Below are 15,005 nucleotides of genomic sequence, written 5' to 3' on the forward strand. Positions count from 1 at the left end.
GTCGGCGATGATGTCGTCGATGTTCTCGGTGCCGATGGACAGGCGCACGGTGGTGGGCTTGATGCCGGCGGCCAGCAGCTCGTCCTCGGTCAGCTGGGAGTGCGTGGTAGAAGCCGGGTGGATGACCAGGGACTTCACGTCGGCGACGTTGGCCAGCAGGCTGAACAGGCTCAGGGACTCGGTGAACTTGCGGGCGTCATCGGCGGTGCCCTTCACATCGAAGGTGAAGATGGAGCCGGCGCCGTTGGGGTAGTACTCGTCGTAGAGCTCCTTGGCGCGGCCGGTCGCCAGCGCCGGATGGTTCACGGACGCCACCTGCGGATGGTTGTTCAGGAACTCCACCACCTTCAGCGCATTCTCAACGTGGCGGTCGACGCGCAGGGAGAGCGTTTCCAGGCCCAGCAGCAGCAACCATGCGTTGAACGGGGAAAGCGTGGCGCCCTGGTCGCGCAGCAGCGTGGCGCGGGCCTTCGTGATGTAGGCTGCGGGGCCTGCGGCCTCGGTGAACACCACGCCGTGGTAGCTGGGGTTGGGCTTTGCCACGCCAGGGAACTTGTCGGCGTTGGCGGCCCAGTCGAACTTGCCGGCATCGGTGATCACGCCGCCCATGGCCGTGCCGTGGCCGCCGATGAACTTCGTGGCGGAGTGGACGACCACGTCGGCGCCGTGCTCGATGGGGCGCAGCAGGTAGGGCGTGGAGAAGGTGGCATCCACGATCAGCGGCACGTTGTGGCGGTGCGCGATGTCGGCCCAGGCCTCAAGGTCGAGCACGTCGGAGTTCGGGTTGCCCAGCGTCTCGGCGTAGAGCAGCTTGGTGTTGTCCTGGATGGCCGCCTCGACGGCGTCCAGGTCGGCGGGGTTGACGAACGTGGTGGAAAGCCCCTGCTCGGCCAGCGTGTGTTCGAACAGGTTCAGCGTGCCGCCGTAGAGGTTGGTGGAGGACACGATGTGGTCGCCGGCCGTGGCGATGTTCTGCACGGCGATGGTGATGGCGGCGGAGCCGGTCGCCACGCCCAGGGACCCGACGCCGCCCTCAAGCGCGGCCACGCGCTCCTCGAAGGTGCTGACGGTGGGGTTGGTCAGGCGGCTGTAGATGTTGCCGGGCTCGGTCAGGCCGAAACGGCCGGCGGCGGTGGCGGCATCCTTGAACACGTAGGACGAGGTCAAGTAGATCGGCACGGCGCGGGCGTCGGTTGCCGGATCGGGCTGCTCCTGGCCGGCGTGCACTTGCAGGGTTTCGAATGCGTATTTCTGCTGTTCAGACATCTGGCTATCTCCTAAATCGATTGCTATGGCTTTCTTGTTCTCATATAACGTGATGACGGTTGTAAGTTATACCGAAGCAAAGGAAGCGGGTCAATAGGAATATAGGAGATTCCGTTTGCGGGGTATTTCGAAATTCAGATACCTGGTATTTCATGCTGCCGATAAGCCTAGCAAATAAATGGGAAATATTGCTTTGAACATGCCCCATGGGGGTATGCGAGTGATACAATCGGCTTGTCTAGTTAACCAAAGCTAAGAAAGGTGGGACCATGGTTGCGACCGTGATCATCTGCGCCGTTATCGCCGTTGCCGCTGTGTTCGCGGCTAGAAGGGCCGTTCGCACGTTCTCCGGCGATGGCTCGTGCTGTGGGAGGAAGCGCGTGAAGAAAGGCTCCTGCTCATGTTGTGGGGGCGATAGCGCGAAGAAGGCTTCCCGAGGGAAGCCTTCCGAGTAGCGAATCGTTGATTTCGCGGACCGCGCTATGCCAGCAGCGCGCCTAGGCGCATGCACTCGGCGGCGGCGTCATCGTCGGGGTAGTCCTTGGCGATGACGCTGTCCACCACGTTCAGGCCCGCCTCGTCGGCGCGCTGCTCCCACAGCTCCATCCATTCGCCGTCGTTCCAGTCGTAAGAGCCGAACAGAGCCACCTTCTGGCCGGACAGGGCGGGCTCGACCTCGTCGTACATGGGCAGGAACTCGGTGTCCTCGAGCTCCTCGTCGCCCATGGCCGGGCAGCCGAAGGCGAACGCGTCGAAATCGGCGATGCGGTCGGCGCTGAAGTCGTTGCACTGCACCAGGTCGGCGGTGCCGCCCGCCGCGCGCACGCCTTGCGCCACCAGGTCCGCCATGGCCTCGGTGTTGCCCGTGCCGCTCCAGTACACCACTGCTACTTTGCTCATCTGCATATCCTTTCGTTTGCAAGGGGATCGTCGGTCTTGTGCCGAACGGTCGAGGCGCTTCGGGCGAGCGCGCCGACCGTTCGGCGCGAATGCGGCAAAGGCGCGCTTCGCCCACCGTGTTCCATGCTTGCGTCGTTTGCGGGCTTACGAGCATCGCGCCCGCGGACGCCGGCTACACAGCTGCTGCGAACGCCTCTTGAGCCGGGAAGTTCTCGTCGAGGGTTGCCAGGCAATCGATGGGCACGCCCTCGTCGAACAGGTCTTTGTAGGCGGCGGTGCAGGATTTGTAGCAGCAGAAGCACGCCTGCGCATCGCGGGCGCGGCTGTATACCTTCCAGCAACCGGTGCACAGGCTGTTTTCGCCCTTGTTCTCGATGAAGCCCACCACGTCGTCATAGGGGTAGCCCAGGAAGAACCCGATCTCGTGCGGGAACGCGCAGCTGCCGGAGAGCGTGGCGGCCAGGTCGGTGCCGCAGATGCGGCGGTGCAGCTTGGCGATGCAGGCGGAAAGATCTGACGGGTCGTATCCTTCGTCTTGCAGGTAGCCGAAGACGTCGGGCTGCGCAAGGTATGCCCTTAGCATCGTTGGACGGTATACGTACAACAGCAGACCGGTCTTGCGTCGTGCCAGCACCTCGATGCGCACGCCGCACGGCTCCAGCTTTTTGCGGCAAACGCCCAGTTCACGGGCGAACTTGGTGGAATCAAGGGCTTCGGGTGCAACGCTTCGTCCCGGGTTCGCATCGGCGTCGACGCCTTCGCGGTATACGAACATGTTCGCCGGCTTCAGCCCGGCAAGCGCAGGGGAGCAGTGATGCACCAGTTTGCGCTCTAGGTCCATGGCGCGGCTTGGCTTCGCGCTCGATACGCTTGAGATCACGGCGGCTCCTTCCCATTCATGTAATCCGTGGCTAACATAGTAAGCATAAGTAAACCGCAGTCAACATGTTTGGGGAATCTTCGCAAAAGATTTCGTGCCGAAGGCGGGCACGGACGGGAAGCGGCTGCGGTGCGGATGGGCGTCGGCAGGCGCGACCACACCGTGCGGGCGCCGTTGGTGGTCACGGGCTGCTCGAATCGCCCGCACCGCAGCGTCGGCACCTCGCCCGCCGCCCTACACCAGCGTCAGCGCAATGAAGGTGGCGGCGACCACGCCCAAGATGATGGTGAGGGCGTTCGCGAAGCCTGCCAGGCCGCCGTCGCCGCCCGACATCTGGGTGTACATGGGACCAAGCGCGCTTGCCGGGCTCCACACCAGCAGCGTGAGCAGGGCGCGCATGACGCCGTCGACCGGAAGCACCAGCCAAACGATGCAGGTCAGCAACACGCTGAACGCCGCGCGCAAACCCACCAGGCGCGCCACCTTCGCCATGCGCTCGCGCGAGACGGAGAAGCTCATCATGAGCCCTAGCATGAACATGGCAAGAAACGAGTTGGCGTTCGCGATAGGCTCGGTGAAGGCGACCAGCTCGGCGGGCAGGCGCACTCCCGCTACCGACAGCACGATGATGAGCAGGTACGTATCGAACGGCAGGCTGGAGAACAGGCGCTTGGCAACGAATCGCACCGGATGCTCGATGCGCTTGCCTCCGGCGATCAGGCCGGTGAGCGCATAGGATCCGCCGGCCATCATGAACGCGTTGCCAGCGTCGTAGAGGCAGGTGGCCACGGCCATGGTGGGCGAGAATATGGCCTGCACGAATGGCAGCGCGAAGCATCCCAGGTTGAATCCACAGCCGTTGAGCAGGTAGAACGCGCGGTCTTCGCGCTTGGTCCGCGGGGTGATGGCGAAGGTGATCAGATATGCGCCGAAGGCGAAGATGAAGCCGAGCGGCACGAGCAGCAGCATCTCCGGAGAGAAGTCGGCAGCGCCGAACGCGTGCAGCACCGCGCAAGGCAGCGTGAACGTGAACACGATCTTCGACACGAACTCGCCGGGCATGTTGCCGAGCTTGCCGGTGTGGCCCATCCAGTAGCCTGCGGCGATGATGCAGACGAAGGCGAATACTTTGATGAGTGCGGTTTCCATGCTGTCCTTTCCTGTTCGGTTCCCTTAAGAAACCAATCGGCGTTTTTCCTGCGCAAACTAGAAAACGCGCAAGCCCCCAACCGAATCGAATCCCGAAAGAAACCGGTCAGGGGCCTGCGCGTTTTGCGACTTGCGTATGCGGTTGTGTGGGTGAGGGGCTTATGCGGCAGCTTCATCCCCTCGTCGGGGCTGCCTTACAGATGTGCGTTGATGAGCTTGGGGCGGAACCCTTCGTCTTCGAGTGCCTTGACGATCTGCTGCTTGTGGTCGGTGCCGAACGCCTCGATGGTGACGCGCAGCTCCACGGCGGCCTGGCGGTTCGTGGTGACGAACTGGTTGTGGTCCAGGCGGATGACGTTGCCCTTGTTGTCTGCGATGACCTGCGCCACGCGCACCAGCTCGCCGGGGCGGTCGGGCAGAAGCACCGAGACGGTGAAGATGCGGTCGCGCTGGATCAGGCCGTGCTGCACCACCGAGGACATGGTGATGACGTCCATGTTGCCGCCGGAGAGGATGGAGACCACCTTCTTGCCCTGGAAGTCCAGGTGGCGAAGGGCGGCCACGGTGAGCAGGCCGGAGTTCTCGACGACCATCTTGTGGTTCTCGACCATGTCCAGGAACGCCGCGATCAGCTCATCGTCGTCGACGGTGATGATGCCGTCGAGGTTCTCCTGGATGTAGGGGAAGATCTTGTCGCCGGGCTCGAGCACCGCGGTGCCGTCGGCGATGGTGTTGGCGCGCGGCAGCTTCACCACGTGGCCCGCCTCAAGGGAGGCCTTCATGCACGCGGCGCCGGAGGGCTCCACGCCGATGACCTTGATGTGGGGGTTGAGCAGCTTGGCCAGCGTGGAGACGCCCGTGGCAAGTCCGCCACCGCCGATGGGCACCAAGATGTAGTCGACCAGCGGCAGCTCCTGCACGATCTCCATGGCGATGGTGCCCTGGCCCGTGGCGACGCCCAGGTCGTTGAACGGGTGGATGAACGTGTAGCTGTTCTCCTCGGCAAGCTTGAGCGCGTGCTCGTAGGCCTCGTCGTAGACGTTGCCGGCCAGCACCACGTCGGCGCCCAGGGCCTTGGTGCGCTCGACCTTGATGAGCGGAGTGGTGGTGGGCATGACGATGGTGGCCTTGACGCCGTAATGCTGCGCGGCGTAGGCGACGCCCTGCGCGTGGTTGCCGGCGGAGGCGGTGATCAGGCCGTGCGCACGCTCCTCGTCGGTCAGCGTGCTGATCTTATAGTAGGCGCCGCGCACCTTGTAGGCACCGGTGCGCTGCATGTTCTCGGGCTTGAAGAACACGCGGTTGCGGGAGATCTCGCTGAAGTAGGGGCTTTCAATAAGCTTCGTCTCCTGTGTAACTTCCTTGACTTTGGCTGCGGCTTCTTCGAATGCGTCCAGCGTCAGCATAGTTTCACCCCTTTTGTTTTCGGTTCGCGGCGGTTTAATGTCGGTGAACATCATAGCCGTGCGAGCGCTACAATGGGGAGGTTCCATATCAGCGCGACAAAATTCGACGCTTTGCCTAGGTTTAACGCTTGGGAAGGGCGCGAAAACGCTGTCCGGTTTCGGACAGATAGTGCTACGTCCCCATGTGTCAGCTGGGGGCAAAGCGTGCGACGCGCTGCCGTTCCGCGCGCCCAAGCGCGCATGTTGGGGCGCAAAGCCCCGGAAAGGACGACCACCATGAAGGTCATCGCAACCCCGAACGCCCCGGCGGCCATCGGCCCCTACGTGCAGGGCCGCATCTGCGGCAACCTGCTGTTTGCCAGCGGCCAGATCGCGCTGTCCCCGGAGACCGGCGAGCTTGTCGGCACCACCATCGAGGAGCAGACGGCGCAGGTCATGAAGAACGTAGCCGCCATCCTGGCCGAGGCCGGCACCGACTTCGACCACGTGCTGAAGGCCACGTGCTTCCTGGACGACATCGACGATTTCGCCGCGTTCAACGCCGAGTACGCCAAGTCCTTCGGCGACGCCCGCCCGGCCCGTTCGGCCGTGGGCGTGGCCAAGCTTCCCAAGGGCGCCCTGGTCGAAGTCGAGGTAATCGCCGAGGTGTAACGGTTTCGCCGTTCTGCTGAACGGCGAATTCGCTCGACGCCCTCGTTGACTTTGCCGCTACCTGCGAGTGAAGTGAAGCCGGCGCTTTCGGGGAGGGGTGACGCTGCGCTGTTTCGCATATGTATGCTTGCTGCGAGCGGCGCCGCTTGCGGGGCGAACGGCGTGCGCGTTAGAGATTGTCTGCAGCCTTGATGCGCGCGCCGGGCGCTGCCCTACCATGTACGCGATGAAAAGCCCGACCGCGCAGCTCGGCTTTGAGCGTTCTCGCCCGCCGTGCGGCGCCTTCGGGCCGCAACCTACCTGTGAGGAGCAATCGCATGTGCGGAATCGTCGGTTTCACGGGCACGCGCCCGGCGCAAGGCATCCTGATCGAGGGCCTGTCGCGCCTTGAGTATCGCGGCTACGACAGCGCCGGAGTGGCCATCTACCAGGACGGCAAACTCGAGGTGGTGCACCGCAAGGGCAAGGTTTCCAGCCTGGCCCACACGTTGGGGCATTTCGACTTCGAGGGCACGTGCGGCATCGGCCACACGCGCTGGGCCACCCACGGCCGCCCAAGCGAGGCCAACGCCCATCCGCACACCAGCTGCGACGGCCGCATCGCCGTGGTGCACAACGGCATCATCGAGAACTTCGCCGACCTGCGCGAGGAGCTGCAGGCCGCGGGGCACGTCTTCACCAGCGACACCGACACCGAGGTGGTGCCGCATCTGATCGAGCAGGCGCTGCGCGACGGCGCGCCCGACCTGCTTTCCGCGGTCCGCGCCGCAAGCGAGCGCCTCGTGGGCGCGTACGCGCTAGCCGTCGTTTCCGCCGACGAGCCGGGCGCCATCGTGGCCACGCGCAAGGATTCCCCGCTGGTGGTGGGCCAGGGTGCCGAGGGCGCCTACGTCGCCAGCGACATCATCGCCATGATCGACGCCACGCGCGACGTGGTGGTCATGAACGACGGCGAGCTGGCCAGGCTCACGCCCGAGGGCGTGACGTACTACACCGCCGCCGGCCAGGTCATCGAGAACCCCAAGGTCACGCACGTTGACTGGAACCTCGACGTGGCCGAGAAGGGCGGATACCCCGACTTCATGCTCAAGGAGATCCACGAGCAGCCGCGCGTCATCCGCGACACGCTTGCGGGCCGTTTGGTGGGCGGCGCCCTTTCCATCGATGAGCTGGACCTTTCCGTGGAGGAGCTTAACCTTATCGACCGCGTCTACATCATCGCGTGCGGTACCAGCTACCATGCGGGCCTTATCGCTAAGAACCTCATCGAGGGCTGGGCGCGCATCCCCTGCGAATGCGAGGTCGCAAGCGAGTTCCGCTATCGCAACCCCATCATCACGCCCACCACGCTCGTGGTTGCGGTGTCCCAGTCCGGCGAAACGGCCGACACGCTGGCGGCCATCCGCGACGCCCGCGTGAAGGGCGCGCGCGTGTTCGGCATCACCAACGTGGTGGGCAGCCCCGTGGCGCGCGAGTCCGACGGCGTCATCTACACGAAGGCCAACAAGGAGATCGCCGTGGCCTCCACGAAGTCGTTCCTGGGCCAAGTGGTGTCGCTCACGTTGCTTGCCATGCTGTTGGCGCAGGTCAAGGGCAAGCTGAAGATGAACCAGATCCGCCTGCTGTTCCGCGAGCTCGCCGACACCGCCGAGCAGGTCGAGCGCATCCTGGCCGAGTGCGGCCCGGCGGTCGAGGAGGCGGCGCAGGCGTGCAAGGACGCCCGCAGCGCGCTGTTCGTGGGCCGCGGCATGGGCGCGGCGGTCAGCCGCGAGGGCGCTCTCAAGCTCAAGGAGATCAGCTACCTGCACGCCGAGTCCTATCCGGCCGGCGAGATGAAGCACGGCCCCATCGCGCTGATCGACGAAGGGTTCCCCGTCATCGCCGTGGCCACGAAAAGCCCCGTCTACGACAAGCTGGTGTCCAACCTGCAGGAGAGCAAGGCGCGCGGCGCCATGGTGGTGGCCATCGCCACCGAGGGCGACGAGGAGATCCGCAAGCACGCCGATCACGTCATCTACATCCCGAAGGTGCGCGACGCGTTCTCGGCTATCACGGCCAGCGTGCCGCTGCAGCTGCTCGCGCGCGCCATCGCCGTGGCCCGCGGCTGCGATGTCGATCAGCCGCGCAATCTGGCGAAAAGCGTGACGGTGGAGTAGGTTCGCGTACAATAAGGGCAACGTTGGTGCGGGCGCCGTTCGGGCGCCCGCTTGCTTTACAGGGAGGTCGCTTGTGGTCGAGGACGCGAAAGTAGCGGGCGAGGGCCGTCAAGACGGCGCGTCGTCGCAGGTGGAGGCTGCGTTCGACGCCGTCGAGGGGGCCGTGGGCCTGGGCGTGGACATCGTGGAGATCGAGCGCATGCGCAAGATCCTCAAGCGGTCCCCCGCGTTCGCGCGCAAGGTGTTCAGCGCCGAGGAATGCCGCTATTGCGACGCCACCGCGCAGCCGGCCGTCCATTACGCCACGCGCTTCGCGGCGAAGGAGGCGGTGCTCAAGGCGCTGGGCACGGGCTTCTCCCAGGGCATCGGCGTGCGCGACGTGGAGGTCCGTCGAACATCGAAGGGTCGCCCCTATGCCGTGCTCACCGGCCGCGCCAAGCAGGTGGCGCAGGCGCTCGGCGTGCGCGAGCTGCCGCTTTCGCTGTCGTACACGCACACCGATGCGGTGGCGTGCGCCATGGCCATCACCGAGGGGTCGGTGCGCGCGCAGCAGGAGCGGCGCGACCCCATGGAGGAGCTGGCGCGCCAGTTCAAGGAGGCGCGCACCATGCTCGACGACCTGGATGCGGCCGCGCCCGCGCCCGCACAGCCCCAGGTGCCCGACGCGCATTCGGCCATGGGCATGGTCCGCGATGCGCAAGGGGAGGACGGCAGGTAGCGCGGCGCCCCGGCCTGCGGGCCGTTGGGCGCCCGGGCCGCCCGGCTGATGCGATTCGCCGGCATTGTTTACCCGCAGCTTACATTCCTGCGCTACACTTTTTCGGAAAACGATGCGGGGAGGTAGCATGCAGCGCACGAAGAAATACACGTTGGAGCAGGTGGCGGCCCTGTTGCCCTGGCCCGACGAGGCGGCGAACAAATACTCCCGCGGCAAGCTGGTGTTGGTTGCGGGGTGCGCGGATTATCCGGGCGCGGCGTGTCTGGCGGCAACGGCAGCCCAGCGCATGGGCGCCGGCTATGCCGAGGTGGCCTGCGATGCAAGCTGCGTGGTCCAGGTGCGCGCCGCAAGCCCGTCTTTGGTGGTGCGCCCGTGGGACGAGCTGGCCGACTACGCCCGGCTCGATCCCGATGAGCGCGGGCTGAAGGAACCGCCGGCGCAGCGAACCGCCCCGGCGGTCCGTTTGGCGGCTGCGCGGCCGATGCATGCGGCGCCCCGGCCGCGCGTGCTCGGCCCGCAGGCTCCGCATCACCCCCTGGCGTTCCTGGTCGGCAGCGGCATGGACGCCGCCGACCCGCTCTCGGCGCAGCTTGCCTGCACGGTCCTTGCCGACGCGCACGCGCCGGTGCTCGTGGACGGTGGCGGGCTGGATGCGCTGGCAACGCCCGAAGGCCGCTTGCTGCTACGTCGTCGCTTCGTTGCGGGGCTTGCCACGGTCATCACGCCCCATGCCGGCGAGGCGGCCCGCCTTGCCGAGCCGCTGAAGCTTCCCACCGAGGACCCCGCGCGCTTGGCGCAGCTGCTCTCGCTCGCCTACGGCGTGACCGCCATGGTCAAGGGCCCCGTTACCTATATATCAGATGGCGAATCGGTGTTCCGCATGTCCGACGGCACCCCGGCGCTGGCGAAGGCGGGCACGGGCGACGTGCTCGCCGGCATGACCGCGTCGCTGCTGGCGCAGGGGCTTGCGCCGGTGGACGCCTGCGCGCTGGCATCCACGCTGCATGCTCGCTCAGCGCAGGCGGCGGCTAAACGCTTGACAAGCATCTGCGTGACCGCCGAGGACGTGGTCGCCGCCATCCCCGAGGCGATCGAGTCGCTGTCCTAGCGGGCGATGCTGCGCCCGCGGCCCGCTTCCCGCCACCGAGCCCTGGCCGTCGTTGCGGTTTGGCGCCCGTCGCGACGCCGCGCTCGCGGCCCGGTTCCCGTCGCCCGCCCGCCTTTCCCTTGGCGGCTTCGCGACGGTTCGCCGATTTTCGGGCGCATGCGCGTGGGGGAGTTCGGTATAGTGGACGCGTGCGGTGCGCAACGCATCGCCGATGTCGAGTATTTGGACGAAGGGGAACGGCATGGAGCCGGTAAAGCTGCAAGATGGCTCAACGTCCGCGAACGACCCTCGGGATCTTCCCGCGGGCGAAGATGCTGCGGCTCCGCGCTGTTCGTGGAAACGCCGTCTTGGCATGTTCGCCGCCTGCTTCGTCGCGTACCTGGCGGTCCTTGAGGGCTTTCTGGCGGTCCCGCAGTTCAACGACATCGTGCAGATCCGTCCGGCGTCGGCGTTGGGGCCGGTGCTCGGCCTGTTCTTCGGCTTGCCGGGCGTTTTCGGTTGCGCGACGGCCAACCTGGTCTCGGATATCCTGCACGAAGGCGCCACGCCGTTCATGCTGGCGGGCTACTTCCTGATACAGATCATGTACAACGGCCTGCCGCGCTGGGTGTGGTACCTCGTGAACGCGAAAAGCCCGCGCCCGTACCCGCGATTCGATTCGGCATCGAAGACGGCGCTGTACATGGGACTTGTCCTGGTGGACAGCGCGTGCGTGAACCTGGCCGTCTATCTGTTCGTTGGCGCGCCGCCCGAGTCGGGCCCGTCGTTCGCCGCGCGCGGCTTGAATAACGTGTGGATGCTGCTCTACATCGGCCTGCCTCTGCTTTACGCGCTCGAGCGCAGCCCGCTTATGCCCAACCCGCCGCGTTGGATCCACATCCCGTACCGCAACATCAAGAAGGCGAACCTCACGCAGCGTTTCGTCATCTGGTTCGTTATCGCGTCGGCGTTGCTGATGCTTCTCGTTTCGGTCTTGGTCATCGCCTTCGCCTCCGGCGACGAGGAGAGCTTCCAGACCGTTGTGCACACCATGTTCCACGAGGCCGCCATCCTCATGGTGCCCATCTTCCTGCCCATGTTCGCGTTCTTGCACATCCTGGAGTGCCGCTTCACGCGCCCCATCGAAGTGCTCGCCCTCGACCAGCAGACCTTCATCGAGCGCATGGAATCCGATGTCGAGCAGGGCAGGCGCGACATGCGCATCGCGGTCGATGAGCGCGGCACGAAGCCCCGCTACGAGATCGCCGAGCTGTACGAGTCCACCAACAAGATGCGTCGCGACATGGTCGGCTTCATCGAGCGCCTGTACAACGTCACGGCCGAGCGCCAGCGCACGGCCACCGAGCTCGACGTGGCCAGGCAGATCCAGATGAGCGCCGTGCCGCACGACTTCGATTCGCTCACGGAACGCTTCGCGCTCGATATCGCCGGCTTCATGCGCCCGGCACGTGAGGTGGGCGGCGACTTCTACGACGTGTTCGAGGTGGGCGAACGCGGTGTGGCCTTCGTTATCGGCGACGTGTCGGGCAAGGGCGTTCCTGCGGCGCTGTTCATGATGCGCGCGCAAAGCCTGCTGCGCCAGTACCTGCTGGAAACCGACGATCTTGGCACGGCGTTCACCCTGGCCAACCGTCAGCTGTGCGAGCGCAACGACGCCATGCTGTTCGTCACCGCGTTCGCGTGCGTGGTGGACACGGCAACCGGCGAGGTGCGCTTCGCCAACGCCGGCCACAACCCGCCGGTGCTCAAGCAAAACGGCAAGCTCAGCTTCCTGAAATGCCGCCCAGGTTTGGTGCTTGGCGCCATGGACGTGGTGAAGTATCGCGAGGGAAGCTTCGTGTGCAGCCCGGGCGACGGCCTGCTTTTGTACACCGACGGCGTGTCGGAAGCGGCAAACGCGGCTGAAGAGCTGTACGGCGAGGAACGTCTGCTGGAAACGCTGGCGCGAATCGATGCGTCGGGTGGGGAAGGTACCCCCGTGGGCTCGGACGTGCAAGCGTCGGACGTTGCGGCGGCTGCGAGCGCGGTGGCCGCATCTTCGGCCCAAACCGCTGTAAACTACCTGGTGACAAGCGTGGACGCCTTCGCAGGCGAAGCGCCGCAGGCTGACGACATCACCATGCTCGCCTTCCGCTGGAACCTTCCTGTGCAACGCCTTACGCTGCCGGCAGACGATGCCGAGCTTGATAGCCTGTTCGCCTTCCTGGAGCCTATCTGCGAGGGCGAGGGCCGCACGCCGAAGATGATGGCGCAGATGATGCTCGTCTGCGAGGAGGTCTTCATCAACATCTGCCACTACGGGTTCCCCGACGGCCAGCCGCGCCTGCCGGTGGACATCGAGGCCGCCGTCGACGAGCGCGCGGGCTGCCTGCACCTCGTGTTCAGCGACCAGGGAATCGCCTACGACCCGCTTTCGCACAACGCGAAGAAGGTCGACCCCACCGACGAGCAGCGCAAAGGCGGGCTGGGCATCCTGCTCATGCGCAAGTACATGGACAACTTGCGCTACACCCGCGCCGACGGGCGCAACATCTTGCGTATGACGAAGCGATTCGTTTAAATACGGGAAGCGTTCGAGAAAGGACCGCATATGGAGATCAAGGCAACGAAAAACGGCGACGCGCTCGAGGTGGCCCTGTCTGGGCGCTTGGACACGAACACGTCCCCGGATCTGGAGGGTTACCTGCGCGAGAACCTGGAAGGCGTCGCCAGCCTGGCCATCGACCTGGCCGACACCCAGTACGTTTCGAGCGCCGGTCTGCGCGTGTTCTTGTTCGCGCACAAGGAGCTGGCGAAGGTGGGAAGCGGGCTGGTGTTGCGCCATCCCAACGAGTACATCGCCGACGTGCTCGACGCCACGGGCTTCACGGAAATCCTGACCGTAGAACAGTAGGGGGCGGCTATGGCGCATGACGAAAAGATCTCGGAACCGACCGGCAACGACGTGCATCACGAGATGCCCGCATCGGCGAGCGCGCCCGCGCAGGTGCCCGATGTGGCAACCCTGCGCGCCATGATCCACGAACGCCAATACGCGGCAGGAAAGGCGCTTGAGCAGCAGCTTGAGGCCGACGTGCTGCATGCGCGCGAGGTGCAGGAAGAACTGCTCTTCGAGATGATAGAGGCGAACAAGGACACGCCGTTCGGCCGCGATCACGGCTTTGCCGACATCAAGACGGTCGAGGACTTCAAGCGCACCGTTCCCTTCACCAACTACGACGATTACGCCGGCTATATCTATGAGGTGATGGAGCACGGCACGCGCGGCGTGGTGACCACCGAGGAAATCGTGCACTTCAATGAAACCTCGGGCACCATGGGCAATCCCAAGGGCATCCCCTACACCAAGCGCATGGCGGAGATCCTTATGGGCTATTCGGGCGCGTACACGTATTACCGCAGCTACGTGGGCGCGGGCGAGGGCCTGGCCGGTGGTCGTATGCTCACGCTTATCGAAAGCCACTACGCCACGCTGAAAAGCGGCATCTCGTTCGGGTCGCTATCGTGCAAGGCCATCGCCGACGCCCGCCCGTATCTTGCGGCGACCACTACCAGCCCCGACGAGGCCGTGTTCACCAAACCCGGCACCGACACGCGCTATCTGCATGCGCGCTTCGCCATCGAAGAGCGCGACATCCGGGACATATCATCGGTGTTCATCACCGGCGTGCTCGACCTCATGCGCTACGTCGAGGACAACTGGGAGCTGCTCGTGCGCGACATCGAGCAGGGAACCATCGATGCGTCCATCCAGATGCCGGCCGACGTGCGTGCCGGTTTGGAAGCGCGCATCGAGCCCAACCCCGAGCGCGCCGCCGAGCTGCGCGCCATCTTCGAGCGCGGCTTTAACGAGCCCATCACGCCGGCCATGTGGCCGAACCTGCTGGTCGTTCGCAGCGTTGCCGGCGGCGGTTTCGCGCCCTACACGCAGCGTCTGCGCCGCTTCATCGGCAACGACGTGCACATCCTCTACACCGGCTACAGCGCTTCGGAAGGTGCCTTCTCCGTGCCGTTCGAGCTGGATAACCCTTCGAGCGTGCTGCTGCCACGCAGCGTGTACTTCGAGTTCGTGCCCGTCGACGACCCCGACTACGACCACACGCTCGGCGTCGAGGATCTACAAGAAGGCCACGACTACGAGGTCATCATCACGAGCCGTTCGGGCTTCTACCGCTACAAGATGCGCGACGCCATCCGCTGCGTCGGCCACAAGGGAACCATGCCCACGATGGAGTTTTTGTTCCGCCTCGACCAGACGGTGAACATGCATGGCGAGAAGACCACGGAGCTTGTGCTGCGCAAGGTGGCCGACAAGGTGGCTGCGCGCGCAGGGCTCGATCTCGTGGATTTCAGCGTGTACCCCGACGTCGACCATCATCCGGCGCGCTACGAGTTCCTGTTCGAGTTTTACCATGCCGACCATGCGGCCATCGATTTGGCTGAATTGTCGCGCATCACCGACGAGGAGCTGCGCGCGGGCAACTACGACGTGGACTACATGACCGAGGACGGCACGTTCGCCCCGGCCACCGCGCGCGTGCTGCAGGACGAGACCAACCAGCTGTGGCGCGATATGCGCGTCATGCACGGCAAGGCCCCGAACCAGATCAAGCCGGTGCACATCGTGGACACCGAGCAGAAGCGGCGCTTCTTCTTCGCGCTCATCGACGGGGAAATCGAAGGGTAGGGAGCCATGGGGGCGCAAACCGAGAACAGCGAGCTGATCAAGCGGACGTTCGGCAAGTATCTGGCCATGTCCATCCTCATCACC

13 protein-coding genes are annotated in these 15,005 nt (G+C 65.1%); 8 read left to right on the forward strand and 5 right to left on the reverse strand.

The annotated features are described in order from the left end of the window. Positions 1-1,266, reverse strand: a 1,266-nt coding sequence (locus tag Q0H50_RS04385; protein WP_294419763.1) for an O-acetylhomoserine aminocarboxypropyltransferase/cysteine synthase family protein, incomplete at its 3' end; no start/stop codon positions are given. Between the two features lie 269 nt (positions 1,267-1,535). Here Q0H50_RS04385 and Q0H50_RS04390 point away from each other — a divergent pair. Further along, positions 1,536-1,721: a hypothetical protein gene (locus tag Q0H50_RS04390; protein WP_294419765.1), complete on the forward strand. Its 186-nt coding sequence runs from the start codon at positions 1,536-1,538 to the stop codon at positions 1,719-1,721. 25 nt (positions 1,722-1,746) lie between these two features. On the opposite strand, the gene Q0H50_RS04395 is transcribed toward Q0H50_RS04390, so the two are convergent. The 4 genes from Q0H50_RS04395 to ilvA all read right to left on the reverse strand — a co-directional run bounded on the left by Q0H50_RS04395 (position 1,747) and on the right by ilvA (position 5,601). Continuing rightward, the gene (locus tag Q0H50_RS04395) at positions 1,747-2,166 is read right to left on the reverse strand and encodes a flavodoxin (protein WP_294379509.1); all 420 of its coding nucleotides are present in this window, start codon (positions 2,164-2,166) and stop codon (positions 1,747-1,749) included. Between the two features lie 172 nt (positions 2,167-2,338). After that, entirely contained in the window at positions 2,339-3,046 is a 708-nt protein-coding gene (locus tag Q0H50_RS04400; RefSeq protein WP_294419768.1) for a DUF3793 family protein, read from the reverse strand. Between the two features lie 234 nt (positions 3,047-3,280). Next, on the reverse strand, positions 3,281-4,195 hold the full coding sequence (locus tag Q0H50_RS04405) for a hypothetical protein (RefSeq protein WP_294419770.1): 915 nt from the start codon (positions 4,193-4,195) through the stop codon (positions 3,281-3,283). A 194-nt stretch (positions 4,196-4,389) separates the two neighbouring features. Continuing rightward, entirely contained in the window at positions 4,390-5,601 is a 1,212-nt protein-coding gene (ilvA, locus tag Q0H50_RS04410; RefSeq protein ID WP_294419774.1) for a threonine ammonia-lyase, read from the reverse strand. Positions 5,602-5,877: 276 nt separating this feature from the next. Between ilvA and Q0H50_RS04415 the strand changes: the two genes are divergently transcribed. The 7 genes from Q0H50_RS04415 (at position 5,878) to Q0H50_RS04445 (ending at position 14,921) form a co-directional block, all read left to right on the forward strand. Further along, entirely contained in the window at positions 5,878-6,252 is a 375-nt protein-coding gene (locus Q0H50_RS04415; RefSeq protein ID WP_276666741.1) for a RidA family protein, read from the forward strand. A gap of 317 nt (positions 6,253-6,569) precedes the next feature. After that, on the forward strand, positions 6,570-8,408 hold the full coding sequence (gene glmS, locus Q0H50_RS04420) for a glutamine--fructose-6-phosphate transaminase (isomerizing) (protein ID WP_294419776.1): 1,839 nt from the start codon (positions 6,570-6,572) through the stop codon (positions 8,406-8,408). Positions 8,409-8,481: 73 nt separating this feature from the next. Then, on the forward strand, positions 8,482-9,126 hold the full coding sequence (acpS, locus tag Q0H50_RS04425; protein WP_294419778.1) for a holo-ACP synthase: 645 nt from the start codon (positions 8,482-8,484) through the stop codon (positions 9,124-9,126). Between the two features lie 127 nt (positions 9,127-9,253). Further along, positions 9,254-10,234 (forward strand): NAD(P)H-hydrate dehydratase, encoded by a 981-nt coding sequence (locus Q0H50_RS04430; RefSeq protein ID WP_294419779.1) that lies wholly within the window; start codon positions 9,254-9,256, stop codon positions 10,232-10,234. 241 nt (positions 10,235-10,475) lie between these two features. Beyond that, the gene (locus tag Q0H50_RS04435) at positions 10,476-12,794 is read left to right on the forward strand and encodes a SpoIIE family protein phosphatase (protein WP_294419781.1); all 2,319 of its coding nucleotides are present in this window, start codon (positions 10,476-10,478) and stop codon (positions 12,792-12,794) included. A gap of 30 nt (positions 12,795-12,824) precedes the next feature. Then, positions 12,825-13,127: an STAS domain-containing protein gene (locus Q0H50_RS04440; RefSeq protein ID WP_294360873.1), complete on the forward strand. Its 303-nt coding sequence runs from the start codon at positions 12,825-12,827 to the stop codon at positions 13,125-13,127. A gap of 9 nt (positions 13,128-13,136) precedes the next feature. Further along, complete coding sequence (locus tag Q0H50_RS04445) at positions 13,137-14,921, forward strand: GH3 auxin-responsive promoter family protein (RefSeq protein WP_294419783.1); 1,785 nt, start codon at positions 13,137-13,139, stop codon at positions 14,919-14,921. Positions 14,922-15,005 lie beyond the last annotated feature (84 nt).

The organism is uncultured Senegalimassilia sp., from assembly GCF_934632265.1.
GTDB lineage: Bacteria > Actinomycetota > Coriobacteriia > Coriobacteriales > Eggerthellaceae > Senegalimassilia.

Bases quoted from the DNA above. Each gene is read 5' to 3' on its own strand.
- Q0H50_RS04390 (WP_294419765.1), top strand. From the start codon at position 1,536: ATGGTTGCGACCGTGATCATCTGCGCCGTTATCGCCGTTGCCGCTGTG.
- Q0H50_RS04395 (WP_294379509.1), bottom strand. From the start codon at position 2,166: ATGAGCAAAGTAGCAGTGGTGTACTGGAGCGGCACGGGCAACACCGAG.
- Q0H50_RS04405 (WP_294419770.1), bottom strand. From the start codon at position 4,195: ATGGAAACCGCACTCATCAAAGTATTCGCCTTCGTCTGCATCATCGCC.
- ilvA (WP_294419774.1), bottom strand. From the start codon at position 5,601: ATGCTGACGCTGGACGCATTCGAAGAAGCCGCAGCCAAAGTCAAGGAA.
- Q0H50_RS04415 (WP_276666741.1), top strand. From the start codon at position 5,878: ATGAAGGTCATCGCAACCCCGAACGCCCCGGCGGCCATCGGCCCCTAC.
- glmS (WP_294419776.1), top strand. From the start codon at position 6,570: ATGTGCGGAATCGTCGGTTTCACGGGCACGCGCCCGGCGCAAGGCATC.
- Q0H50_RS04430 (WP_294419779.1), top strand. From the start codon at position 9,254: ATGCAGCGCACGAAGAAATACACGTTGGAGCAGGTGGCGGCCCTGTTG.
- Q0H50_RS04435 (WP_294419781.1), top strand. From the start codon at position 10,476: ATGGAGCCGGTAAAGCTGCAAGATGGCTCAACGTCCGCGAACGACCCT.
- Q0H50_RS04440 (WP_294360873.1), top strand. From the start codon at position 12,825: ATGGAGATCAAGGCAACGAAAAACGGCGACGCGCTCGAGGTGGCCCTG.
- Q0H50_RS04445 (WP_294419783.1), top strand. From the start codon at position 13,137: ATGGCGCATGACGAAAAGATCTCGGAACCGACCGGCAACGACGTGCAT.